This window comes from Microbacterium pratiae, assembly GCF_047302165.1.
Taxonomy (GTDB): Bacteria; Actinomycetota; Actinomycetes; order Actinomycetales; family Microbacteriaceae; genus Microbacterium.
The window spans coordinates 129244-151399 of the sequence record NZ_CP154843.1 but is presented as its reverse complement, the minus strand read 5'-3'; the positions used below and the strand labels follow the sequence as shown (position 1 = coordinate 151399).

At 70.2% G+C, this 22156-nt stretch carries 21 protein-coding genes; 8 read left to right on the top strand and 13 right to left on the bottom strand.

Annotation, left to right across the window (positions count from 1 at the left end; genetic code table 11):
• Positions 1–80: 80 nt before the first annotated feature.
• Entirely contained in the window at positions 81–1217 is a 1137-nt protein-coding gene (locus tag AA0Y20_RS00635) for a glycoside hydrolase family 6 protein (protein WP_412936595.1), read from the bottom strand.
• Positions 1218–1277: 60 nt separating this feature from the next.
• Here AA0Y20_RS00635 and AA0Y20_RS00630 point away from each other — a divergent pair, with 60 nt between their 5' ends.
• Together AA0Y20_RS00630 and AA0Y20_RS00625 are read left to right on the top strand one after the other, a co-directional pair.
• Positions 1278–1988 carry a universal stress protein gene (locus tag AA0Y20_RS00630; protein WP_412936593.1) on the top strand — a complete coding sequence of 237 codons (711 nt, stop codon included), beginning with the start codon at positions 1278–1280 and terminating at the stop codon, positions 1986–1988.
• Positions 1985–2386, top strand: a complete 402-nt coding sequence (locus AA0Y20_RS00625; RefSeq protein ID WP_412936592.1) for a VanZ family protein — start codon at positions 1985–1987, stop codon at positions 2384–2386. Before AA0Y20_RS00630 ends, AA0Y20_RS00625 begins: the two co-directional genes overlap by 4 nt.
• Here AA0Y20_RS00625 and AA0Y20_RS00620 read toward each other — a convergent pair.
• Genes AA0Y20_RS00620 through AA0Y20_RS00590 form a run of 7 tightly spaced genes read right to left on the bottom strand, consistent with a single transcriptional unit; the run spans position 2365 to position 7853 of the window.
• Entirely contained in the window at positions 2365–2766 is a 402-nt protein-coding gene (locus AA0Y20_RS00620) for a PLD nuclease N-terminal domain-containing protein (RefSeq protein WP_412936590.1), read from the bottom strand. The two genes, AA0Y20_RS00625 and AA0Y20_RS00620, sit on opposite strands and share 22 nt — an antisense overlap.
• Positions 2767–2813: 47 nt before the next feature.
• The gene (locus AA0Y20_RS00615; protein ID WP_412936588.1) at positions 2814–3884 is read right to left on the bottom strand and encodes a spore photoproduct lyase family protein; all 1071 of its coding nucleotides are present in this window, start codon (positions 3882–3884) and stop codon (positions 2814–2816) included.
• Positions 3885–3892: 8 nt separating this feature from the next.
• Positions 3893–4141: a hypothetical protein gene (locus AA0Y20_RS00610; RefSeq protein ID WP_412936586.1), complete on the bottom strand. Its 249-nt coding sequence runs from the start codon at positions 4139–4141 to the stop codon at positions 3893–3895.
• Between the two features lie 9 nt (positions 4142–4150).
• The gene (locus AA0Y20_RS00605) at positions 4151–5017 is read right to left on the bottom strand and encodes a metal ABC transporter permease (RefSeq protein ID WP_412939676.1); all 867 of its coding nucleotides are present in this window, start codon (positions 5015–5017) and stop codon (positions 4151–4153) included.
• 5 nt (positions 5018–5022) lie between these two features.
• A complete protein-coding gene (locus AA0Y20_RS00600) occupies positions 5023–5790 on the bottom strand; it encodes a metal ABC transporter ATP-binding protein (RefSeq protein WP_412936585.1) in 768 nt (255 codons plus the stop codon).
• On the bottom strand, positions 5787–6728 hold the full coding sequence (locus AA0Y20_RS00595; RefSeq protein WP_412936583.1) for a metal ABC transporter substrate-binding protein: 942 nt from the start codon (positions 6726–6728) through the stop codon (positions 5787–5789). Before AA0Y20_RS00595 ends, AA0Y20_RS00600 begins: the two co-directional genes overlap by 4 nt.
• A gap of 9 nt (positions 6729–6737) precedes the next feature.
• Positions 6738–7853, bottom strand: a complete 1116-nt coding sequence (locus AA0Y20_RS00590; protein WP_412936581.1) for a Gfo/Idh/MocA family protein — start codon at positions 7851–7853, stop codon at positions 6738–6740.
• A gap of 77 nt (positions 7854–7930) precedes the next feature.
• On the opposite strand from AA0Y20_RS00590, the gene AA0Y20_RS00585 reads away from it, so the two are divergent.
• Entirely contained in the window at positions 7931–8893 is a 963-nt protein-coding gene (locus AA0Y20_RS00585; protein WP_412936579.1) for an alpha/beta fold hydrolase, read from the top strand.
• Between the two features lie 33 nt (positions 8894–8926).
• Here the strand turns inward: AA0Y20_RS00585 and AA0Y20_RS00580 are convergent, their stop codons facing one another.
• The 3 genes from AA0Y20_RS00580 to AA0Y20_RS00570 are packed head-to-tail and all read right to left on the bottom strand — an operon-like array spanning position 8927 to position 10490.
• On the bottom strand, positions 8927–9727 hold the full coding sequence (locus AA0Y20_RS00580) for a MerR family transcriptional regulator (protein WP_412936577.1): 801 nt from the start codon (positions 9725–9727) through the stop codon (positions 8927–8929).
• Positions 9724–10260, bottom strand: a complete 537-nt coding sequence (locus AA0Y20_RS00575; protein WP_412936575.1) for a VOC family protein — start codon at positions 10258–10260, stop codon at positions 9724–9726. Before AA0Y20_RS00575 ends, AA0Y20_RS00580 begins: the two co-directional genes overlap by 4 nt.
• 53 nt (positions 10261–10313) lie before the next feature.
• Complete coding sequence (locus AA0Y20_RS00570) at positions 10314–10490, bottom strand: hypothetical protein (RefSeq protein WP_412936573.1); 177 nt, start codon at positions 10488–10490, stop codon at positions 10314–10316.
• Between the two features lie 178 nt (positions 10491–10668).
• Here AA0Y20_RS00570 and AA0Y20_RS00565 point away from each other — a divergent pair, with 178 nt between their 5' ends.
• Complete coding sequence (locus AA0Y20_RS00565; protein WP_412936571.1) at positions 10669–11358, top strand: L-ribulose-5-phosphate 4-epimerase; 690 nt, start codon at positions 10669–10671, stop codon at positions 11356–11358.
• Here the strand turns inward: AA0Y20_RS00565 and AA0Y20_RS00560 are convergent.
• Entirely contained in the window at positions 11355–11594 is a 240-nt protein-coding gene (locus tag AA0Y20_RS00560) for a three-helix bundle dimerization domain-containing protein (protein WP_412936569.1), read from the bottom strand. The genes AA0Y20_RS00565 and AA0Y20_RS00560 overlap by 4 nt on opposite strands.
• Positions 11595–11677: 83 nt before the next feature.
• On the opposite strand from AA0Y20_RS00560, the gene AA0Y20_RS00555 reads away from it, so the two are divergent.
• The gene (locus tag AA0Y20_RS00555; RefSeq protein WP_412936567.1) at positions 11678–12151 is read left to right on the top strand and encodes an acyl-CoA thioesterase; all 474 of its coding nucleotides are present in this window, start codon (positions 11678–11680) and stop codon (positions 12149–12151) included.
• A 171-nt stretch (positions 12152–12322) separates the two neighbouring features.
• Complete coding sequence (locus AA0Y20_RS00550) at positions 12323–13336, top strand: helix-turn-helix domain-containing protein (RefSeq protein WP_412936565.1); 1014 nt, start codon at positions 12323–12325, stop codon at positions 13334–13336.
• On the opposite strand, the gene AA0Y20_RS00545 is transcribed toward AA0Y20_RS00550, so the two are convergent.
• Positions 13312–14622: a UDP-glucose dehydrogenase family protein gene (locus AA0Y20_RS00545; protein WP_412936563.1), complete on the bottom strand. Its 1311-nt coding sequence runs from the start codon at positions 14620–14622 to the stop codon at positions 13312–13314. The genes AA0Y20_RS00550 and AA0Y20_RS00545 overlap by 25 nt on opposite strands.
• A gap of 139 nt (positions 14623–14761) precedes the next feature.
• Between AA0Y20_RS00545 and AA0Y20_RS00540 the strand changes: the two genes are divergently transcribed.
• Positions 14762–16267 carry a protein adenylyltransferase SelO gene (locus AA0Y20_RS00540; protein WP_412936561.1) on the top strand — a complete coding sequence of 502 codons (1506 nt, stop codon included), beginning with the start codon at positions 14762–14764 and terminating at the stop codon, positions 16265–16267.
• A gap of 185 nt (positions 16268–16452) precedes the next feature.
• Positions 16453–22104 carry a DUF6923 family protein gene (locus AA0Y20_RS00535; protein WP_412936559.1) on the top strand — a complete coding sequence of 1884 codons (5652 nt, stop codon included), beginning with the start codon at positions 16453–16455 and terminating at the stop codon, positions 22102–22104.
• The last annotated feature ends 52 nt before the right edge of the window (positions 22105–22156 follow it).

Below are 22156 nucleotides of genomic sequence, written 5' to 3'. Positions count from 1 at the left end.
GCTCGCCACTCTTCTCCCTCAGGTTCGGGTAATTTTGCCATACGCGTGCGGCGCGGCACTCTCACCGGAACGCCGGGGGGTCAGGGGGCGACGCCGCGGGTCAGCTCGATCGCACCCGCCGGCCACCACACGCCCGCGTCGGGGCCGCCGTTGCAAGGGCCGTCGCTCTCGCCCGGCGGCTTGATCCACAGGTTCGTGTCGACCACGTCGTCGCCGAACGTGCCGCTCGGGTCGCCCACGGTACGCCCCGGGGGATTGCACCACTCGCCGTCGCCGGGCGCCCCGGCTCCGTTGCGCGACGTGTCGACGAGAGCGTGCATGCCGCCGAGACGGTCGGACAGGGCGTGGGCGTAGGCGAACTCGTCGTACGTGTCGTTGAAGTTCGACACGTTCGTCACGAAGCCTCGGACGCCCGAGATCGCGACCTGCCTGACGAGCTCCGCCATCGCGTCGGCGCCGAGCCAGTTCGAGTGCCCGCCGTCGACGTACACCCAGGTGTCCGTGCCCGTGAGGCGGCCGAGCGCGCCACGCAGCTGTGCGACGCGTTCGTCGACGTTGCCGCACTGGGGGGCGAGCGCGAGGCTGTCGGGCTCGACGATGACGACCTTCTTGACGTCCGGGACGGACCGCAGCGCCGTACCGATCTCCGTCGTCCAGGTCTCGTAGTCGGCCTCGTCGAGGCCGCCGGCGGAGTGGTTGCCGCAATCGCGTCCGGGAAGGCCGTACACGACGACCGCCATCGCGGTGTCGGACTCGCGCGCTTCGTGGGCGATGTTCAGCACGCGCTCGCCGACCTCGCCGATGGGGTCCTGCTCGGGCGTCAGCCAGTAGGCGGTGGGCTGCGACGCGAGGTACTCGGCGGCGGCGAGCTCGTCGGCCGAACCGCCCTCCGCCACGGCACGCGCGGCCTTCGACTCGGCAGGCGCCACGAAGGCGGTGCCGACTCCCGGCGGGCGCGCGGTGAGCGCCTGCACGCCGTTCATCACGAGCGCCACCGCGAGTCCGATGCCGGCGACGAGGAGGGCGACCGCGGCGACGATGATCGCGATCCACGCCCAGCGCGGCAGCCGGCGTCGGCGCCGGGGCGCGCGCACCGAGGCCGGGCGCTCGGGCGGAGGCGGCGGCTCGTAGTGACCGCTGAGGACGTACGCGCCGCCATCGCCGGCGCTGTGACCGTCACCGTGATGCGGTGCGTCGGAGCCGGGTCGCTGTGCCACGCACTGACTCTAACCGCTGCACCCGTCGTGCCGGTCTGTTGCGGCGGATACCCTGGGGCCATGGGCGACGTGATCCTGGGAGTGACCGACGCGGACGGGGCAGGCGCGCGGGAGTGGGCGTTCCGGCGCGCCGAGGCGCGGGGGCTGACGCTGCGGGAGCTGCTGATCGCGCCGACGCGCGACGATGCCGACCGCGCCGCGGCCGCGACCGAGGGGGCCGACATCCTCGTGCTCCCCGAGGAACACGGTCACGGGTACCGCACGCTCATCGCTCATGCGCAGTGCCCGGTCGCGATCATCCCCGAGCATCCCGGCCGGCACGATGAGGCTGCCGCCGCCGCCGCCCGTCGCGGCGTGCTGGTGGGGGTCGACGCGTCGGACGTCTCGGCCCGGGCGCTCGACTTCGCCGCCCGAGAGGCCGCGCACGCGGGCGAGCCGCTCATCGCGCTCGCCGCGTGGGAGCCGGTCTCCGTCGGCACCGAGCCGGGCCTCGACCTGTGGACCGGACCCATGCCGGTCGACCTCACCGAGGCGACGGCGGGGATGCTGGAACGCATGATCGAGCCGGTGCGCGCGACGCACCCGCAGCTCGAGGTGCGGACCCTCATCGACGTCGGCGACGCGTCCGCGCTCATCGAGGACGCCTCGCGGCGCGCCGTGCTGACCGTCGTCGGCTCGCACGGACGCACCGGTCTCGCGCGGCTGCTGCTCGGATCGGTCAGCGAGCGCGTCGCGGCCCACGTCGGCTCTCCGACCGTCATCGTGCGGTGACCCGCGTCGCACGCGCGCTGCTGATCGTCTACGTCGTCGTCCTCGCGCTCATCGCGTTCTGGCCGACACCCGTCGACCGCGACGCCGGCCCGATCCTCCGGGCGATCACGTCGGCCGTGCCATGGCTGACCTACGCCCGGATCGAGTTCGCGGCCAACATCGCCTTGTTCGTCCCCTTCGGGTGGTGCGCGGCGCTGGGCTGGCCGCGGTGGCAGGCGTACGTCATTCCCGCGGGGCTCGTCATCTCCCTGGCGATCGAGGCGGCTCAGGGCGTGCTGCTCGCGGAGCGGACGGCGAGCGTGTGGGACGTCGTCGCCAACACTCTCGGAGCTGCGGCGGGCTGGCTCATCGCGCGCCGGTGGACCGTCGGGAGGGATCAGCCGGCGTCTGGCGGCTGAACGCCCGGAACGTCCTGCGCGCGCCGCCGGCGGATCTCGGCCTCGAGCTCGGCGATCTCGATCTCGCGTTCGAGGTCGGCGAGCTGCTGCGCGGTCGTCCGATAGTCGCGCGGCTGTGGACGGCTCGCGGGCCTGGCGGGCGCAGGTTCGTCGCGGGACCATCGGCGGGGATCGCCGAAGCTCATCGACTCACGCGGATTCCTGTCCCATTCCCGCCCGAGCGCGAACCACAGCACCGAGCCGAGGAACGGCAGGAAGATGATGAACAGCACCCAGGCGAACTTCGGCAGGTGCTTCACCTGGTCGTCGCGACGGGTGATCGCGTCGACGAGAGCTGCGACCATCAGGACGAAGACGAGCAGGGGCAGCAGCAGATACACCCCGCCAGGGTGGCGCAGGTCGGCGCTGCCGCGCAAGGGCGGGGAGATCAGAACGCGTAGCGGATGCGGCACGACGGCAGCTCGCGCTCGATGAGCGCGCACAGCGCGGCGACCGCCTCGCCCTTCAGGGGCGATCGGTACCGGACGTTGATCGCGCCGTTCTGCGAGCGCTTGGTCTCCTGCGTCCGCGGCGTCCACAGCAGCTCCTCGCCGCGCGGATGCCATCCGAGGTTGACCTCGTGGAGACCCTCGTTGTGCGTGAGGAGGATGATCTCGCACGCGAGCTGCGCCTTCGCCCGGTCGGAGAGCACATCGTCGAGCTCGCGGAGCAGCGCCGTCCAGTCGGCGACCCAGGTCGGAGTGAGGATGACGGGCGAGAAGTTCAGGTGCACCTCGTAGCCGGCATCGACGAAGTCGTTGATCGCGGCGATCCGCTCCGAGATCGGCGACGTGCGGATGTCGGTCACCTTCGCCGTCTCGTGGGGCATGAGCGAGAAGCGGATGCGCGTGCGGCCCAGCGGATCCCAGTCGAGGAGGTCTCGGTTGACGTACTTCGTCGCGAACGACGCCTTGGCCGTCGGCGACATCCGGAAGAGCTCGCAGAGGTCGCGGACGTTCTCGCTGATCATCGCGTCGACCGAGCAGTCGCTGTTCTCGCCGATGTCGTACACCCACGCCTCGGGATCGCACTGGTTCGGCTCGGTCTTGGGGCCCTGCCGGGAGATGTGGCGGGCGAGGTGGCGCGAGATCTCGTCGATGTTGGCGAACACCGTGACGGGGTTGCTGTATCCCTTGCGGCGCGGGACATAGCAGTACGAGCAGGCCATCGCGCACCCGTTCGCCGTGGACGGGGCGATGAAGTCGGCCGAGCGGCCGTTGAGCCTCGTCGCGACGGACTTCTTGACACCGAGCACGAGCGCCTCGGTCTTGATCCGCACCCAGCGCTGCACGTTCGTCTCGTCGCCGTGCACTTCGGGAACGAGCCAGTGCGAGTCGATCGGCACGATCTCGGCATCGGGCCACCGCGCCGCGATCTCCTGCCCTCGGGGCAGCGCGAGGGCGGCCTCTTCGGCGTAGATGCGGCTGATCTGCAGCAGCGGGGCCCGATCCCGGGACATCCGGCTGGTCAGCCGGCCTGCTCGAGCTCGACCTCGCCGGCGGCGAGGGCGTCGGCGTACGTGCGCACGTCGGGGCCCGGCTCCCAATCGATGAACTTGTCCTTCATGTGGCTGACGAGTGCGGCGTAGGCCTTGTCGGCATCTGCGGCGTCGTCGGTCGCGGCGACGGCGGCGACGGCATCCTGCAGGACGCGGTCGGCATCGTCGAGCACCTTCTGGCGGGCTTCGTCGTTCCAGTGGATCTCGCTGATCTTCATAGCGGCACGCTAGCCAGCCTGAACCGATTCGGCGATGGGCTTGCGCGAGGCGATCCGGCGACCGATGACTCCCTGCTGGGGGCTGAAAAGGTACACGGCGGCGAACACGATGGCCTGCACGAGCACGACGAGCCCGCCCGACGACGCGTCGATCCAGTAGCTGAGGTAGATGCCGACGATCGAGGATGTCGCCGAGAGCGCCGGGGCGATCACGAGCATGCGCCCGAAGCGGTCGGTGAGGAGGTGCGCCGTCGCTCCCGGGATGATGAGCATCGCCACGACGAGCACGACGCCCACCACCTGCAGCGCGACGACGGCGGTCAGCGCGAGGACGCCCAGGAGAAGTCCGGACAGGAGGCGCGGCGAGAGCCCGATCGCGAAGGTGTGGATCGGGTCGAAGGCGAACAGGGTGAGGTCGCGGCGCTTGACGAACAGCACCGCGAAGGCGACGGCGGCCAGGACCGCGATCTGCACGAGGTCGCCGTCGGAGACTCCGAGGACGTTGCCGAACAGGATGTGGTTGAGATCGGTCTGGCTCGGAGTGACCGAGATGAGCACGAGCCCGAGCGCGAAGAGCGTCGTGAAGACGATGCCGATCGCGGCATCCTCTTTCACGCGGCTCGTGCCCCGGATGATGCCGATCAGGGCGACCGCGACGAAGCCGAAGACGAGTGCCCCGATCGCGAAGGGTGCGCCTAGGACGTACGCGAGTACGACCCCCGGCAGCACGGCGTGGCTGACGGCGTCGCCCATGAGCGACCATCCGATGAGCACGAGCCAGCACGACAGGACCGCGCAGACGATCGCGGCGATGGCCGTGGCGGACAGCGCGCGCAGCATGAACTCGTACCGGAGCGGCTCGAGCAGGATGTCGATGAGGTTCACGGGCGCTCCTCGATGGTGGACGGACGCTCGTCGGTCAGACCGAACGCCCGCGCGAGGCGCTCGGGGCGGAGGGCCTCGTCGACCGTCCCCTGGAAGACGACGCGGCGCAGCAGGAGCACCGCCTCGTCGGCGAGCGACGGGAGGGCGTGCAGGTCGTGGGTGGAGACGAGCACGGAGCGGCCGTCGGCCGCGAGTTCGCGGAGCAGCCGCACGATCGTGGCCTCGGATCTCTTGTCGACGCCCGCGAAGGGCTCGTCGAGGAGGAGGACGTCGGCGTCCTGGGCGATGCCGCGGGCGACGAAGGCGCGCTTGCGCTGTCCGCCCGACAGGCGGCCGATCTGACGGTCGGCGAGGTCGCTCAGCTCGACGCGCTCGAGGGCGGCGTCGACGGCGCGGTGATCTTCGGCGCGCGGTCGGCGGGTCGGCCCGAGGCGTCCGTATCGGCCCATCATCACGACGTCGCGCACCGAGACCGGGAAGGTCCAGTCGACGTCCTCGCTCTGCGGCACGTATCCGATGAGCCCCTGGCGCCGGGCGACCGCGGGGGTCCGTCCCGCGATGGTGACGCGACCGCTCGCCGGACGCACGAGCCCGGTGATCGACTTGAAGAGCGTCGACTTGCCCGAGCCGTTCATGCCGATCAGTGCGGTCACGCGGCCCGGCGTGACGGTGAGGCGCACGTCGTCGAGCGCCACGATGTCGCGGTACCGGACCGAGACGCCCGAGACCTCGATGCCGGGAGGGGTGCCGCCGCGACTGGTCACGAGCCGCTCCGGGTCAGCGCCGCCGCGATGGTCTCGGTGTCGTGGCGCAGCAGGTCGAGATACGTCGGAACGGGGCCGTCGGCCTCAGAGACAGAATCGACGTACAGGGTGCCGCCGAAGACGGCATCCGTCGCCTCGACCACCTGTCGCATCGGGCGGTCCGAGACCGTCGACTCGCAGAAGACGGCGGGCACGTCGTTGTCGTCGACGAACTCGATGGTCTGCCGGATCTGCTGCGGCGTCGCCTGCTGCTCGGCGTTGACCGGCCAGATGTAGGCCTCGGTGAGCCCCGCGTCGCGAGCCAGGTACGAGAACGCGCCCTCGCACGTGACGAGAGCCCGTTGGGAGACCGGCACCGCCTCGAGCTCGGCGACGAGATCGTCGTGGATGCTCTGGAGCTGCTCGTTGTAGGCCGCGCCGTTCGCGGCGTAGACGTCGGCCCCCGCGGGGTCGAGCTCGCGGAACGCCGCGACGATGTTGTCGACGTACAGCTGCACGTTCAGGGGGCTCATCCAGGCGTGCGGGTTGGGCTTGCCGGCATAGGCGTCGCCGGTGATGTCGATCGTCGCCACGCCCTCGGACACCACGGCGTGCGGGGCGTCGGCGGTCTCGACGAACCGCGCGAACCACGACTCGAGACCCAGCCCGTTATCGAGGATCAGGTCGGCGTCGGATGCCGCGGCGATGTCGCGCGGGGTGGGTTCGTAACCGTGGATCTCAGCTCCGGGCTTCGTGATCGAGCGCACGTCGAGGCGGTCTCCCGCGACGTTCCGGGCGATGTCGGCGAGCACCGTGAAGGTCGTCAGGACGACGGGCCTGCCCTCGGACGGCTCGCCCGCGGCGTCCGCGTTCGACCCCGTCGCGCAGCCCGTGAGCAGGGCCGCTGCGGCGCCGAGGACGACGAGGGCGGAGATGCGGCGATGTCGATTTTTCGGCATACCGAAAAATTACCCGCTGACCTCCCGGGCGTGCAATTCCGCGTCGACGACATCGGCCCAGGGCTGACGCGTCGAGCGCACGGTGTCACCGGTCTCGGCCGCTCGCTGCATGAGCAGCGCGAGGTAGTGGTCCTGGCTGGCCTCGGCCAGCGAATAGACCGGCGCGTGCCCGTCGATGGCCGCCGGCATCCCGTCGAGCAGGCGTGCGATCGCGATCTCGTCGTCGTTGAGACGAGCGGGGAGGAAGGGGTTGCGGAAGAGCCATTCGTCGCCGAGGAGGATGCCGCGCAGGAACATCCCCTCGAGATTGCCGCCCTCTCCCGTCATGACGCGGCGCAGCGCGTCGAAGACGGGCTCGTCGAACCGGCGGAGACGCCGCACCTCGCCGTTCTCGATCTCGCCGCGCTCGCCGCGGATGAGCAGGCGGTTGCCGCGGATCCACGAGAAGTACTGCTCACCGGCGAAGTCGTACACGCCCAGGCGGTCGCCGAACACGAACCGCGCGGTGGTCTGGGTCGCCGTGACGATGCGTTCCGCGGTGGGGTCGCCGTCTCGCCCCGGCCCCGCCACGAGCGGGGAGCGGAAGACGGATGCCGAGATCTCGGCCTCGTCGGCACCGATGCCGAGCGCCCGGCGCATGACGCTGACGCCGTGATAGTCGTGGCACTGCGCGACGAGCGCCTGCGAAGGCGTGCCCAGCCGGCCGGACCGGGCGACGGCGAGCTGCGCCGACAGCAGCGGCGACAGGTGGTACTGCTCGGCCACCTGGACCGTGGGCATGCCCGGTCGGGCAACCCGTTCCCACAGGTCGACGAGGTCGTCTATCCCGGTGGCCGGCGGTGTCTCGGTCAGGACGGGGATGCCGCGGTCGACCAGATCGACGATGATCCCCGGGGCCACGCTGCGGGGAACCGAGACGACGACGAGGTCGGGCGTGCCGTCGGCGAGCAGCGTGTCGAGGTCGCTGTAGCCGCGGACGCCCCAGCGCTCCTCGATCTCGGCCGCCGTCGCTGCGCTGCGAGTGACGAGGCCGGTGACGCGGAACCGATCGGGCAGGGCGGCGGCCACGCGCAGGAAGAAGTCGCTGCGCCAGCCGCTGCCGACGATCGCGAGAGTGAGGGTCATCGGCACAGTCTGCACGTCGCGCCGTGTGAGACGGTAGGGGCATGGTCGAGGGGCGCGCCGGGAGTGGCGGGGATGATATGGAGCCGGCGGACATCGACGTCGAGACGGTCGCGTTCGACGGCGTGCGCACCCGGGTCACGCGGGTGCAGACGGCCTCGTCGGCGCACTCCGACCGGGCGTTCGTCCTGATCGCGGGGATCGGGGTGGCTGCGACCTACTTCGATCTGCTCGCGCCGACGCTCGCTCAGAACGCGCGGGTCTACGCTCTCGACCTCCCCGGGTTCGCGGGCCAGCGCGCTCCGCGCGATGAGCCGTCGGTCTCGTTCTTCGCCGACCAGGTCGAGGCCGTGCTCGATCGGTTCGACCTCGACGATCCCGTGCTGCTCGGGCACTCCTTCGGCACGCAGATCGTCACCGAGGTGCTCGCGCGGCGCCCCGGCATCCGTCAGGCCGTCCTCATCGGGCCGGTCGTGAACGATCGCGAACGCTCGGTGGTGCTGCAGGCGATCCGGTTCGCGCAGTCGTCGCTGTTCGAGCCGTTCCGTCTCGTGCTGCTCGCGGTCAGCGCCTATCTGCTGTGCGGCTTCGCGTACTTCATGCGGGTGCTGCCGCACATGATGCGGTACCCCCTGCGCGACCGGCTGACGGATGTCTCGGCGCAGGTGCTGCTGATCCGCGGCGCGCGGGACTTCTCGTCGCCGCGCTACTTCCACTCCGAACTCGTGCGCGTCGCGCGCGACGCCTGGCGGTGGGAGATCCACGGCGCGGCGCACTCGGTCATCAACGGCAACGCGATCGGGGTGGCGAAGCTCATGGACGCCTTCGTCGCGGGAGACCTGCCGCGCCGCGGTCAGATGTCGAAGGAGGAGGCGCGCGTGCCCCGGCCCGCTTACGGCGGGATCGCCCTCATGTGGCGTGCGGCGCGCTACCGCGTGCAGGAGTGGTTCAGCGCGCGGCAGGGCGACGAGGTCGGCGTCGAGCACGCGAAGGAGTCGCACGCCGCCGTCATGTGGCGGGCCTTCACCGGCGGGCGCCGCTGACCGGACGGGCTCTTCCCGCTCACTCCCAGACCGTCACTCCCAGACCGCGGTGTCGGGGTCGACACCGTGCGTGCGTGCGCTCTCGTCGATGCTGCGGCGGAGCCACGAGGCGAGGCCGGGGCGGATGCCGTCGTAGTGGGTTGCGAACGCGGCATCCGCTTCGTACATCCGGCCGAGGCAGACCTGCATCGACCGGCTCACCGGGAAGTACTCGCTGATGGCGGCGCGGTGGCGTTCGACGAGCGCGTCCGCCGGCGGGGTGCCGGGCTCGACGCCGGCGTCGACTGCCGCGGCGAGGTCGGCCTCCAGCGCGCTCATCGTCGCGGTGATCGTCCGCCACTGGTCCGGGCCGCGGGCGGCGGCGCGCTCGGCGTACTGCTGCCACTGCGGAGAGTCGCCGTAGCGTCGACGGGCGAGGGCGGGCCAGTCGGGGTTCCAGCCGGGGCCGAAGATCGACAGCTGCTCGTCGGCGGTGAGCAGCACGCCGCGCTCGTGTGCCTCGATCATGCGGTCGAGGCCGGCGCGCAGGTTCTCGAGCCGGGCGAGCGATCGGGACACGTCCTCGCGCTGCTCCCGCAGGGCGGCGGAGGTGTCGCGGCCGGGCTCGTCGAGGACGGCGCGGATCTGGTCGAGCCCCAGCCCGACCTCCCGGTACACGGCGATCCGCTGCAGGCGACCGATGTCGGCGGCGGTGTACAGCCGGTAGCCCGCGTCGGTGCGCGTGGAGGGCGAGGCCAGACCGATCTCGTCCCAGTGGTGCAGGGTGCGCACCGTGACCCCGAGATCGGATGCCGCGCGCCCGACGGTCACGCCGTCGGTTCCGGTGTCGCTCATGGCTGCTCCTCGGCGGGTGTGATGCCGATGGCAGCGAGGGAGCGTGCCGCCGCACTGTCGGGCTCGTAGGGCTTCGCCGCCGTGACGACGATACGCGCCTTCTCGGGGGTGACGACCTCGACCTCGCGGCTGTTCCACGGGGTGTCGTGGATGTCGCCGACCGCACCGGGGTCGAGATTCCGGCAGGCCTCGGCGATGCCGTCGAGCTCGGCGAGGATGCAGGCGTAGCTGTACGTCAGCGCGGGCGGTTCGGAAGCTGTCGCGGAGGTCGGATCGGCGGCGACGAGGAGGACGTCCTGGAACGCCCAGCGACGGAGATGGACGAGCGTGCCGGGAATCGTGAAGAGCTCGAAGAATCCGAGGCCCGCGGTCCAGAACCGCGACGAGGCCGCCAGATCGTGCGTGGGGATCGTGACGAACGCGGGCATCCCGTAGATGCCGCGATAGGGCTCGGGAGCCACGGCATCCGGTCCGGGCGGGGGAACGGGGCTGATCTCGAATGCGTCGTAGTACGTGGTCTTGTGGTCGGTCATGCGACCACTCTCAGCCCTCACGTCGCGTGAGGGTCAAGCCGGGTGTGCGCGGATCAGCGATACATGCCGCGCGGCAGGAACATGGCCGCCGCGACGGCGAGCACGACCATCGCGACGCCTCCGACGATGACGCCGAGCATGGGGTTGAGGGTGAGTAGCCCCACGAGGAATCCGAGGGCGATGCCGACGAGAGCTCCGGTGGCGGTGTGGGCGAGTGCTTCGACGTCCATGCTCTCGACGGTACGGAGCTCAGCGCCGGAACGCGTCCCCCGTTCGGGTGATATCTCCTCGTCCCGTGGGACTACCCGCGAGCGTGCGGGATCACACGCGGAGGGTGTTACCGGTAACATGACGGGCGCCGGCCCTGAGCGCGGGATCCGGCTCATCCCGAGAGGCGAAGGAGTCCCGATGGAACACGAAGCGGTGGCGCGGGTTCGGGCCGAGGTGGCGTCGTTGCACGCGGAGTTGGTGCGTTACGGGCTGGTCGTGTGGACCGGTGGCAACGTGTCGGGGCGGGTGCCGGGGGCTGATCTGTTCGTGATCAAGCCGTCGGGGGTGTCGTATGACGAGTTGGCTCCGGAGAACATGATCGTGTGTGATCTGGACGGCAATGTGGTGCCGGGGACGCCGGGTGCTGATCGGTCGCCGTCGAGTGACACGGCGGCTCATGCGTATGTGTATCGGAACATGCCCGAGGTGGGTGGTGTGGTGCACACGCATTCGACGTATGCGGTGGCGTGGGCGGCGCGGGGTGAGGAGATCCCGTGTGTGATCACGGCGATGGCTGATGAGTTCGGGGGTCCGATCCCGGTGGGGCCGTTCGCGATCATCGGTGATGATTCGATCGGTCGGGGGATCGTGGACACGCTTCGCGGGCATCGTTCGCGGGCGGTGTTGATGCAGAACCATGGACCGTTCACGATCGGGTCGAGTGCGAAGGATGCGGTCAAGGCTGCGGTGATGGTCGAGGACGTGGCTCGCACGGTCCACATCGCCCGGCAGGCGGGCGAGGTGCTCCCGATTCCGCAGGACGCGATCGATGCGCTGTACGACCGGTATCAGAACGTTTACGGACAGACCACCGACGACCGCCGCTAATCCTTCGGCGAGGACTCGTCGGTCCCCTCGGCGATGCCGGCGAGGCGTTCGCGGGTCTCGCGCTCGGCGATGATGCCGATGAAGTCCGTGACGCGGGCGTCGGCGTGGCTCTCGACCGATGCGGCGGCTTCGCGGCGGATGAGATCGTCGTCGACGTCCGGCATCCGCTTTTTGACTCGTTCGGCGACCTCCTCCGTCACCTCGTGAGCGTCGAAGTCTTTCGCAGGCTTGTCCATGGCCATATCATCCGATGTCGGTCGCGCCCGGGAAACCCGTCGACGCCGGGCCCGGACCGTGCGATCATGGCGGGCTAGGCTGGATGAACGTGAGCGATCAGACGAGTTCCGAATGGCCCTGGTCGGAGGGCGGCATCAACTTCCACACGCGCAAATGGGTGCGACCGGAAGACCTGAACGCGAACGGCACCCTCTTCGGCGGCAGCCTGCTGCGCTGGATCGACGAAGAGGCAGCGATCTACGCGATCATCCAGCTCGGCAACTACCGCGTCGTGACCAAGCTGATCTCCGAGATCAACTTCGAGTCGTCGGCGTTGCAGGGAGACCTCATCGAGATGGGGCTGACCGCGACGCACTTCGGCCGCACCTCGCTGACGATGCGTGCGGTGGTGCGCAACATGATCACGCGCAAGCGCATCCTCTCGATCGAGCGTCTCGTCTTCGTGAGCGTCGACGAGCAGGGTCAGCCGATCCCGCACGGCTACTCCGCCATCACGTACGACCGTGACCGGATGCCGCACGAGCACCCCAAGACCGACTCGGTGCGCCTGCCCTGAAACCCCGCACATCCGCGTGATTCCGGGCTGGCCAGATAGTCGAGCCCGGCCGGTGCCGTGTCGGCTTGGTGCGCCGAGCCCGGGAGTGGTGCACTGAGCGACGTGAATGAAACGCTCAGCACCGAATCCCACAGGCCCGGATCCGCCAGGCCCGAGTCGCACAAGGACGACGTGGGCCGCTTCCTCGCCACGGCTCGGCGCACCGCCGGGCTCACGCAGAAGGAACTCGCGTCACGCGTCTTCGTGACCGAGTCGGCGGTGTCGAAGTGGGAGCGCGGGCTGTCGTACCCCGACCTCGCGACGCTCGGTCCGCTGGCGCGAGCGCTGGGCGTGACCGAAGGCGAGCTCGTCAGCGCGAGCGCGGACGACCGGGGCCGGCTCGACGCACAGCAGGCCCGCGTCCACCGGCGGTGGCGCGGCGCGCTGCTGTGGACGACGGTCGGTGCATACGCGGTCGCCCTGGTCGCCACGTTCGTCACCAACCTCGCGGTCGAGCACACGCTGTCGTGGTTCTGGATCGTCGCCGCCGCGGTCGCTCTGGCCTTCTCTCTCACCACCCTCCCGCTGCTCGTGACGGGGCGGCGCGGCTGGACGACGTTCGCCGCGGCGCTCGCCTCGCTGGGGCTGCTGCTCGCGTCCGTCGAGGCGCTGACCTCGGCGGGGTTCCTCGGCATCGCCGGCGCCGCGATCCTGTTCGCGGTGGTCGTGATCTGGGGTCCGCTCGCCCTGCGGTCGTTCGGAGCGGGCTGGCTGCGCACGCACAGCGCGATGATCTCCGTGGTCGTGGATGCCGTGGCACTGACGCTGATGCTCGCCGTGATCCTCGGCGCGGTGGGGGAGGGGTGGGCCTTCGTCGAGATCGCTCTGCCGCTCGTTGCGGGAGGCGCCGGGCTCGCGATCCTGATCGTGCTGGTGCTCCGCTATCTTCCGCTGCGCGGGCTGCAGCGCGCCGCCATCGTGTGCGTCGTCGGTGCCGTGGTCGCGGTCGTCGCCGGGCCGCTCGTGAACGGCCTGCTGGAGCGCGCGCCGGTCGTGCTCGCACCGGTCGACCTCACGACCTGGTCGAACGCGACGATCAACGGCAACGTGACGGCGCTGATCGCGGCGGCGTGCGTGGTCGCCGCTATCGTGCTCCTCGCACTGTCATTCCGCCCGGTGCGTCAGGGACGGCCCATGCCGCGGTAGTCCCACCCGGCCGCGCGCCAGGCGTCGGCGTCGAGGCAGTTGCGTCCGTCGACGATGAGTCGGCCGGCGGCGAGCGTCGCGGCGTGCGCAGGGTCGAGCTGGCGGCGGTACTCGTCCCACTCGGTGACGACGATGACGGCATCGGCGGCGCGCAGGGCCTCGTCGCGGTCCTCGACGTAGTTCAGCTGGGGGTGCACGCGGCGGGCGTTCTCGATCGCCTCGGGGTCGGTCACGGTGACCCAGGCGCCGAGGCCGTGCAGACGCACCGCGACGTCGAGCGCCGGGGAGTCGCGGATGTCGTCACTATGGGGCTTGAAGGCCGCGCCGAGCACCGTGACGTTCTTCTTGTACACCGAGCCGCCGAGCGCGTCGACGACGAGGTCGACGGCGCGGTCGCGGCGGCGCATGTTGATGGCGTCGATCTCGCGGAGGAACGCGACCGACTCGCCGCGGCCGAGCTCCTCGGCGCGGGCGGAGAAGGCGCGGATGTCCTTCGGCAGGCAGCCGCCGCCGAAGCCGATGCCGGCGCCGAGGAAGCGGCGGCCGATGCGGGCGTCGTGGCCGATCGCGTCGGCGAGGGTCGTGACGTCGGCGCCGGTGACCTCGGCGATCTCGGCCATGGCGTTGATGAAGCTGATCTTCGTCGCGAGGAAGGCGTTGGCGGCGACCTTGACGAGCTCGGCCGTCGCGAGGTCGGTCACGATGAACGGCGTGTTCTTCGCGATGGACGGGTGGTACACCTCGCGCAGGATGTCGGCGGCTCGCTCGCCCTCCGCGCCGGCAGGGACCCCCGCGACGAGGCGGTCGGGGTCGACGGTGTCCTGCACCGCCCAGCCTTCGCGCAGGAACTCCGGGTTCCAGACGAGGGTCGCGCCGGTGGGCGTCACGCGCTCGGCGAGCGTGGCCGCGGTGCCGACGGGGACCGTCGACTTGCCCGCGACGATGTCTCCCTCGGCGAGGTGGGGGATGAGCGCGTCGACGGCGGCGTTGACGTATGTCAGGTCGGCGGCGTAGCCGTCCTTCTGCTGCGGGGTGCCCACGCCGACGAAGTGGACGGCGGCGCCGGCGGCATCCGCCATGTCGGTCGAGAAGCGCAGGCGCCCCGACGCGAGCCCGTCGCTCAGGATCTCCTGCAGCCCCGGCTCGAAGAAGGGCGCGTCGCCGTTCGAGAGCGAGGCGATCTTGCGCTCGTCGACGTCGATCCCGACGACCTCGTGACCGATGGATGCCATCGCGGCGGCGTGGACCGCGCCGAGGTAACCGCAACCGATGACTGACAGACGCATGGCGCTCGCTCTCCGCGGCCCCGAGCGGACCACCCACCTTTCATATCAAGAACCTGTGTCAGACACGTAAACAGGAGTGTGTGTCATCCGGTGTCCGCCGTCCGGCCCTCGGCGGATGCGGCGCGCGTAGCCTCGGAACATGCCGTCGCTCTCGCCGTCGCAATCGCTCTCGCTGTCGCACGACTTCGCCGACGCGTTGCCGGCGCTCGCGCGCCCGTGGGCAGCGGATCCCGCGCCTGCTCCGCAGCTGCTCGTCGTCAACGAGGGTCTCGCCGTCGAGCTCGGCCTGGACCCCGGCTTCCTGCGCAGCCCCGCGGGCGTCGCCCTCCTCGTGGGCGCTGCGCTGCCCGCGGGAGCCCAGCCGGTCGCGCAGGCGTATGCCGGTCACCAGTTCGGCGGGTTCTCACCGCGTCTGGGCGACGGGCGTGCTCTGTTGCTCGGCGAGCTGACCGCGCCCGACGGCACGCTGCGCGACCTGCACCTCAAGGGCTCGGGACCGACTCCGTTCGCGCGGGCCGGTGACGGGCTCGCGGCGGTCGGCCCGATGCTGCGTGAGTACGTCATGAGCGAGGCGATGCACGCGCTCGGCATCCCGACGACGCGTTCGCTCGCCGTGGTCGCGACCGGCCGTGAGGTGCTGCGCGAGACGGCGCTGCCGGGGGCCGTCCTGGTGCGGACCGCCTCGAGTCACCTGCGGGTGGGGAGCGTCGAGTTCGCGCGGGGGACGGGTGACATCGCCGTGCTGCGTTCCGTCGTCGACTATGCGATCGCGCGGCATCACCCCGAGGCGGCGGACGACGAGGTGCCCGCGCTCGCGCTCTTCCGCGCCGTCGTGCGGACGCAGGCCGATCTCGTGGCCCGGTGGATGCTGGTCGGCTTCATCCACGGCGTGATGAACACCGACAACATGACGCTCTCGGGCGAGACGATCGACTACGGCCCGTGCGCGTTCCTCGATGCGTACGATCCGGCGACCGTGTACAGCTCGATCGACACGGGCGGGCGCTATGCGTACGGCAATCAGCCGTACATCGCCGAGTGGAACCTCGCCCGGCTCGCGGAGGCGATGCTGCCGCTGTTCGACGACGACCTCGAGCGCGCCGTCGAGAAGGCCCAGGGAGTGCTCGCCGAGTTCCGGCCCCGGTTCGCCGAAGCGCGCGCGGCGGGGATGCGGCGCAAGCTGGGTCTCGTGCCCGATGCTGCGGTGTCGGGTAGCGCGGTGTCAGGTAGCGCGGTGTCGGACGTCGAGGTCGAGGCGCTCGCGGGCGACTTCCACGAGATGCTCGGGCGGACGCGCGCCGACTACACCTCGACGTTCCGGTCGTTGTCGGATGCCGCGCGCGGCGACGCCGCCGCTCTCGAGGCGGCTCTCGGCGGAGACCCGGCGCTGGCCGGCTGGCTGGACCGGTGGCGTGCCCACGAGCCCGCCCCCGAGGTGATGGATGCCGCGAACCCGATCTACGTTCCGCGGAACCACCTCGTGGAGGAGGCGCTCGCCGCGGCGACCGACGGGAACCTCGAGCCGCTCGGCTGGCTGACCACCGTCCTGTCGGCCCCCTTCACCGAGCGCGCGGGCGCGGAGCGGTACGCCGAGCCGGCCGGTCCGGACTTCGCGGCCGGCTACCAGACCTTCTGCGGCACCTGAGAACGTCGCTACGGGACCGATTCGCGGAGCGGCGTCATGTGATTGCCGGGTCTATTTACGTCTTACGTAATTTACAACGATATTCCCGCCCGCGACCCATATTTCCTCCCTTTTCCTACTAGGCTCGACCCCATATGCCGATCGAGGCGGTTCTGGGGTGATCCCGGAACAAGGCGGGGAGAGTTATGTCGACGAAGCGAATTCGGCCGAAAGCACGCGGTATCCAGGCACACGGACGACTGCGGCGGTCTCTCGCCGTCGTCGCCGTCGGAAGCTTGGCCGTCGCGTCGTTCGTGGGACTCAACGTGGCGACAGCGTCTCCCGCGTATGCGGCCGCGGGAGATCCCTTCGACCCGAGCTCGCCGACCGTCTTCGTCGCGCAGTCCCAGACCGGGTCACCGACAGGCCTGTACCGGTCGCAGACCTCCGGTGACGGCGCCTACGCCTTCACGCCCGAAGGCGCGCCGGTCAGTTCCGGCACGTACAACGCGATCAGCTTCAACACCAACAACAACTACATCTACGGTGCGAGCATCTCGGCCATCGGGCAGATCCCGGCGAACGCCGTCGTGCGAGTCGGTCAGCAGGGCGTGGTCACGCGGGTCGGGACGGCGACGTATCCGACCCCTCAGTGGGTCGGCGCATTCAACCCGAGCGACGGCCTTCTCTATACGACGAATGGGACTCCGGGGAACTCGCGAATCGTATATAAGACGACCACTGCCGGCGTCATCCAGCCTGCTTTCTCGATCGACGCGACGAACTACACCATCGCCGACATGGAGTTCCTCGGTGGTTTTCTGTGGGCAGTCGACTACAACGCCTCCCAGCCTGCGGGAACGCTCATCAGGATCAATCCCGCAGACGGATCCGTCCGACGATTCCCCGCCGTCATCCCCGGAAACCTCGGCGGAGCGTGGGGAGCCGCGTGGAAGTTCGGCAACGGCAACCTGGGATTCTCGAACAACGGCAGCGGCCGCATCGCGCAGATCCGCATCACCGATCCGGGTTCCGACTCACCGACGATCACCGTGCTGCCTCTGGTCGCCGGCCCGACGGCGAGCGGCAACGACGGCACCGCGATCCCCGGGCTTCCCGCCGACCTGTCCATCGAGAAGACCGGGCCTGCGACCTTCACGTCGGGTGACCGCATCAGCTACGAGGTCACGGTGACCAACAACGGCGCGGGCGTCTCGAGCGGATGGACCGTCACCGACAACCTGCCCGCGGGACTCAGCAATCCGAGCGTGACCGGCGACGTCTCGTCCTCCGTGTCCGGTGACACGATCACCGTGAGCGGCCCCCGACTCGCTGTCGGCGAGTCGGATACGTTCACGATCGAGGCGGACACGGATGTGAACCCGCCCGCGTGCGTCGTGAACACGGCGTCGGTGTCGGGCAACGAGGCCGACCCGAACAGTGCGAACAACGAGGACAGCGCCGAGTCGTGCGCGCTGGCGCTGTCGGTCGAGAAGACCTCCGATGCCACGGCCGATTCGCGTCCGGGCGATGTCGTGACCTACACGGTGACCGCGACCAACACGGGAGCCGGTGCCTACACCGCAGACAACCCGGCCGTCGTCTTCGACGACCTGTCGGGCGTGCTGGACGATGCCGCGTACAACGATGACGCGACCGCTTCCCGCGAGGGAACTCTGGGGTACCAGTCGCCGTTGATCTCCTGGTCCGGCGCCCTCGGTGTCGGCGAGTCCGTCGAGATCTCGTACAGCGCGACGTTGCGCGGTGGTGGCGACGGCGAGGTCCGCAACGTGACCTGGGTGCCGAACGACCCCGGCGTCACGACGCCGCCCACATGCGACCCGGCGACCGGCGGCGTCGACGATGCGACCGGTCAGCCGTGTGCCGTCGAAGACTTCGACCTTCCCCGGCTGACCATCGACAAGTCCGTCGACACCTCCGAGCTCCCCGCGATCGGCGACCAGGCGACCTACACGATCGTGGTCCGTAACGCCGGCCCGGGCGCCTACACCCTCGCGGCGCCCGCAACAGCGTCCGACGACCTCAGCGAGGTGCTGGACGACGCGACCTTCGACGACGCGTCGCTGAACGCGAGCACCGGTACGGCGACGCGCGACGGCAACACGCTCACGTGGAGCGGTGCTCTCGCCGCGGGCGAGGAAGCCACGATCACCTACTCGGTGACCTACACCGGTCAGGGCGACCAGGTCCTCCGCAACGTCGCATGCGTTCCGCAGGACGCGACGGCTCCCGGGGCGCAGCGCTGCGACCGGGTGCAGGTGCCCGGTGCGCTGCTGACGCAGTGGAAGACGGCCGAGGCGTCGGCGGATCCCGTCGTGGCCGGTTCCACCATCACGTACACCCTCTTCTTCGACAACGACGGCCAGGCCCCGGCCTCGGTCGATGCGATCGACGACCTCACCTACGTCCTGGACGACGCCGCGGTCACGACCGAGCCGACCGGATCGGCCGGCCTGACGGTCGCACGTGACGGGGCGCGGATCTCGATCACGGGATCGGTGCCGGCCGGACAGACCTCGACCGTCACCTACACGGTGACCGTGCGGCCTGATGGCGAGCGCGGCGACAGTGTCGCATCGAACTTCCTGCTGGACCCCGGCGAGACCCCTCCGGCGAACGGCGAATGCGTTCCGGCCGACGATGAGGCGCCGAACTGCACGACGACTCCCATCACGGGCGTGACCTACACGAAGTCGGTGGAGGCATCGGAGAGCCCGGTGCGTACGGGCACCGAGCTGACCTACACCATCGTGGTGACCAACACCGGTGCGACCACGGTCGATGTGCTCCGCGACGACGACCTCAGCGACGTGCTCGACGACGCGACCCTGACCGGGGCACCGGAGTCCGACACCCCGTCTGTCACGGTCGACGGTCCGGACGGCGGCATCCTCGCGATCCGTGGCACACTCGCCGCCGGCGCCACCGCCGAGGTCACGTACACCGCCGTCGTGAACGCGGTCGGCGACCGGGGCAACAACGTCGCTGCGAACTTCCTCGTTCCGCCCGGCACGCCCCCGGCCGGTCCGTGCGACCCGGCGACCGAGGAGTGCACGCTCACCCCCATCCAGGGCTACACGGTCGAGAAGTCGTCCGACACGGAGACCGCCACCCCGGGAACGGTCGTGACCTACACGGTCACGGTCACGAACGTCGGCGCCGTGGACTACACCGACGCCGACCCCGCGTCGTTCGAGGACGACCTCTCGGGAGTCCTGGATGACGCGACCTACAACGGCGACGTCTCCGAGGGCGGCGCGGTCGACGGCGACACGTTGACGTGGGCGGGTCCGCTCCCGGCGGGCGGCAGCACGACCGTGACCTACTCGGTGACCGTGAACAGCCCGTCCACGGGCGACTCGGTTCTCCGCAATGTCGTCGTGCCGACCGGACCGACGGGCGAATGCGCGACGGGTGAGTGCGGAACGACCACCCCGGTGTCGTCGTTCACGGTCGCGAAGACCGCCGACACCGCCACGGTGATGGCCGGCGGCGTCGTCACCTACACCGTGACCGTCACGAACACCGGACAGGTCGACTACACGGACGCGGCCCCCGCCTCCTTCGAAGACGACCTGACGGGTGTCTTGGACGATGCGACCTACAACGGCGATGTCTCTTCCGGCGGTTCCGTCGCGGACGACAGGCTGACCTGGTCGGGCCCGTTGGCCGTCGGCGAGACGGCGACGGTCACCTACTCGGTGACCGTCAACGACCCCCTCTCCGGCGACAAGAACCTGGTCAACGCCGTGGTGCCGTCGGCGCCCGGCGGGAGCTGCGACCCCGACGCCGAGTGCACGACGCAGACGCCGGTCGCCTCGTACACCGTGGCGAAGGCTGCGGACTCGGAGACCGTGCGCCCGGGGGGAGTGGTCACCTACACCGTGACCGTCACCAACACCGGCGAGGTCGCGTACACCGACGAAGCGCCCGCTGCGTTCGAGGATGACCTCGCGGGCGTGCTCGACGACGCCGTCTACAACGACGATGCCTCGAACGGCGCCACGGTCAGCGGCAGCACCCTCACCTGGTCGGGCGCGCTGGCCGTCGGCCAGACGATCACCGTCACCTACTCGGTCACGGTCGACGACCCGGTCACCGGCGACTTCGTCCTCCGGAACGCGGTGACCCCGGAAGGCCCCGGCGGAAGCTGCGACGGCGCGTGCGAAACGAGCACGCCGGTCGGCTCCTACCGCGTGGTGAAGTCGACGACCTCGACCGTGGTCGTCCCGGGCGACGTGGTGCAGTACACCGTCGAGGTCACCAACACCGGACAGGTCGCGTACACGGCGGATGCTCCGGCGTCCTTCTCCGACGACCTCTCGGCAGTCCTCGACGACGCGACGTACAACGTCGACGCGGCGAGCACCTCCGGCGCCGGCGTGACATACGACGAGCCGCGGCTCAGCTGGGCGGGCGCGCTCGATGTCGGCCAGACGGTCACGGTCACCTACTCGGTGACCGTGAACGACCCGGCCGCCGGCGACCGTCGTCTCGACAACACCGTGGTCACTCCGCCGGACTCGGGAGCCAACTGCGTCGAGGGATCGACGGACCCGGCGTGCGTCGCGAACGTCCCTGCAGCGTCGTACTCGGTCGCCAAGGCGGCATCCTCGAGTGAGGCCCTCCCAGGAGACACCGTCACGTACACCGTCACCGTGACCAACACGGGCGAGGTCGCGTACACGGACGAGAACCCGGCTTCGTTCACCGACGACCTCTCGCGCGTGCTCGATGACGCGACCTACAACGGCGACGTCTCCGTCGGCGGCTCGGTGTCCGACGACACGCTCACCTGGTCCGGCCCTCTCGCCGTGGGCGAGACGCTGCAGGTGACGTACTCGGTGACCGTGGACGACCCGATCAGCGGAGACTTCGATCTCCGCAACGTCGTCGCCCCGTCTTCACCCGGTGGAGAGTGCGTCGACGGCGAGTGCATCACCGACACGCCCGTCGCGTCGTACGTCGTCGCGAAGACGGCGAACGTGCAGGATGTCGTGCTCGGCGGGGTCGTCACCTACACCGTGACGGTCGAGAACATCGGCAAGGTCCCGTACACGACGGACGCCCCGGCGACGATCACGGACGACCTGTCGGGTGTGCTCGATGACGCCACGTACAACGACGACGCGACGTCCGGCGCTCAGCTGTCGGGAACGACGTTGACGTGGGACGGGCCGCTCGAGGTCGGCGAGACCGTGAGCATCACGTATTCGGTGACGGTCAACCAGCCGGCGACCGGCGACGGCGATCTGCGGAACACGGTCGCAGGGGACGGTCCCGGCGGCGGTTGCTCCGTCGAGGGCGGCTGCGTGACGGAGACGCCGATCGCGAGCTACCGCGTCGTGAAGGACGTCTCGACCACGCGAGCGGCGATCGGAGACCGGGTCACCTTCACGATCACGGTGACGAACACCGGCCAGGTCGCCTACACCGATGAGCGTCCTGCGTCGTTCACCGACGACCTGACGTCGTCGCTGGCCGTGGGCACGTACAACGGCGACGCCACCGGCGGTGCCGAGTACAAGCGTCCGGTGCTGTCGTGGGCAGGCGCTGTCGGGGTCGGAGAGAGCGTCACCGTGACGTACTCCGTCACGCTCCGTTCCACGGGGGAGATCCGCAACGTGGTGGTGACGCCCGACGGTTCCGGGGCCAACTGCGGTGCGGCGTCGACAGACGGCGACTGCGGCACCACCACGACCGTCGTCCCGCCGGGGCTCGCGGTCACCGGGGCCACGCCGTGGATCGCAGGCGGCGTCGGGGGAGCGCTCCTGCTCGTCCTGGGCGCGCTGCTGATCGCGCGTCGACGGGCGGATGAGACGGTGGCGAGCGCGTAGAAACGACCTCAGACCGCCCGCCGCGCGTGACGAGACGACGCGCGGGGCACCG

Bases quoted from the DNA above. Each gene is read 5' to 3' on its own strand.
- AA0Y20_RS00630 (WP_412936593.1), top strand. From the start codon at position 1,278: ATGGGCGACGTGATCCTGGGAGTGACCGACGCGGACGGGGCAGGCGCG.
- AA0Y20_RS00615 (WP_412936588.1), bottom strand. From the start codon at position 3,884: ATGTCCCGGGATCGGGCCCCGCTGCTGCAGATCAGCCGCATCTACGCC.
- AA0Y20_RS00610 (WP_412936586.1), bottom strand. From the start codon at position 4,141: ATGAAGATCAGCGAGATCCACTGGAACGACGAAGCCCGCCAGAAGGTG.
- AA0Y20_RS00595 (WP_412936583.1), bottom strand. From the start codon at position 6,728: ATGCCGAAAAATCGACATCGCCGCATCTCCGCCCTCGTCGTCCTCGGC.
- AA0Y20_RS00590 (WP_412936581.1), bottom strand. From the start codon at position 7,853: ATGACCCTCACTCTCGCGATCGTCGGCAGCGGCTGGCGCAGCGACTTC.
- AA0Y20_RS00585 (WP_412936579.1), top strand. From the start codon at position 7,931: ATGGAGCCGGCGGACATCGACGTCGAGACGGTCGCGTTCGACGGCGTG.
- AA0Y20_RS00580 (WP_412936577.1), bottom strand. From the start codon at position 9,727: ATGAGCGACACCGGAACCGACGGCGTGACCGTCGGGCGCGCGGCATCC.
- AA0Y20_RS00575 (WP_412936575.1), bottom strand. From the start codon at position 10,260: ATGACCGACCACAAGACCACGTACTACGACGCATTCGAGATCAGCCCC.
- AA0Y20_RS00570 (WP_412936573.1), bottom strand. From the start codon at position 10,490: ATGGACGTCGAAGCACTCGCCCACACCGCCACCGGAGCTCTCGTCGGC.
- AA0Y20_RS00565 (WP_412936571.1), top strand. From the start codon at position 10,669: ATGGAACACGAAGCGGTGGCGCGGGTTCGGGCCGAGGTGGCGTCGTTG.
- AA0Y20_RS00560 (WP_412936569.1), bottom strand. From the start codon at position 11,594: ATGGACAAGCCTGCGAAAGACTTCGACGCTCACGAGGTGACGGAGGAG.
- AA0Y20_RS00555 (WP_412936567.1), top strand. From the start codon at position 11,678: ATGAACGTGAGCGATCAGACGAGTTCCGAATGGCCCTGGTCGGAGGGC.
- AA0Y20_RS00545 (WP_412936563.1), bottom strand. From the start codon at position 14,622: ATGCGTCTGTCAGTCATCGGTTGCGGTTACCTCGGCGCGGTCCACGCC.
- AA0Y20_RS00540 (WP_412936561.1), top strand. From the start codon at position 14,762: ATGCCGTCGCTCTCGCCGTCGCAATCGCTCTCGCTGTCGCACGACTTC.
- AA0Y20_RS00535 (WP_412936559.1), top strand. From the start codon at position 16,453: ATGTCGACGAAGCGAATTCGGCCGAAAGCACGCGGTATCCAGGCACAC.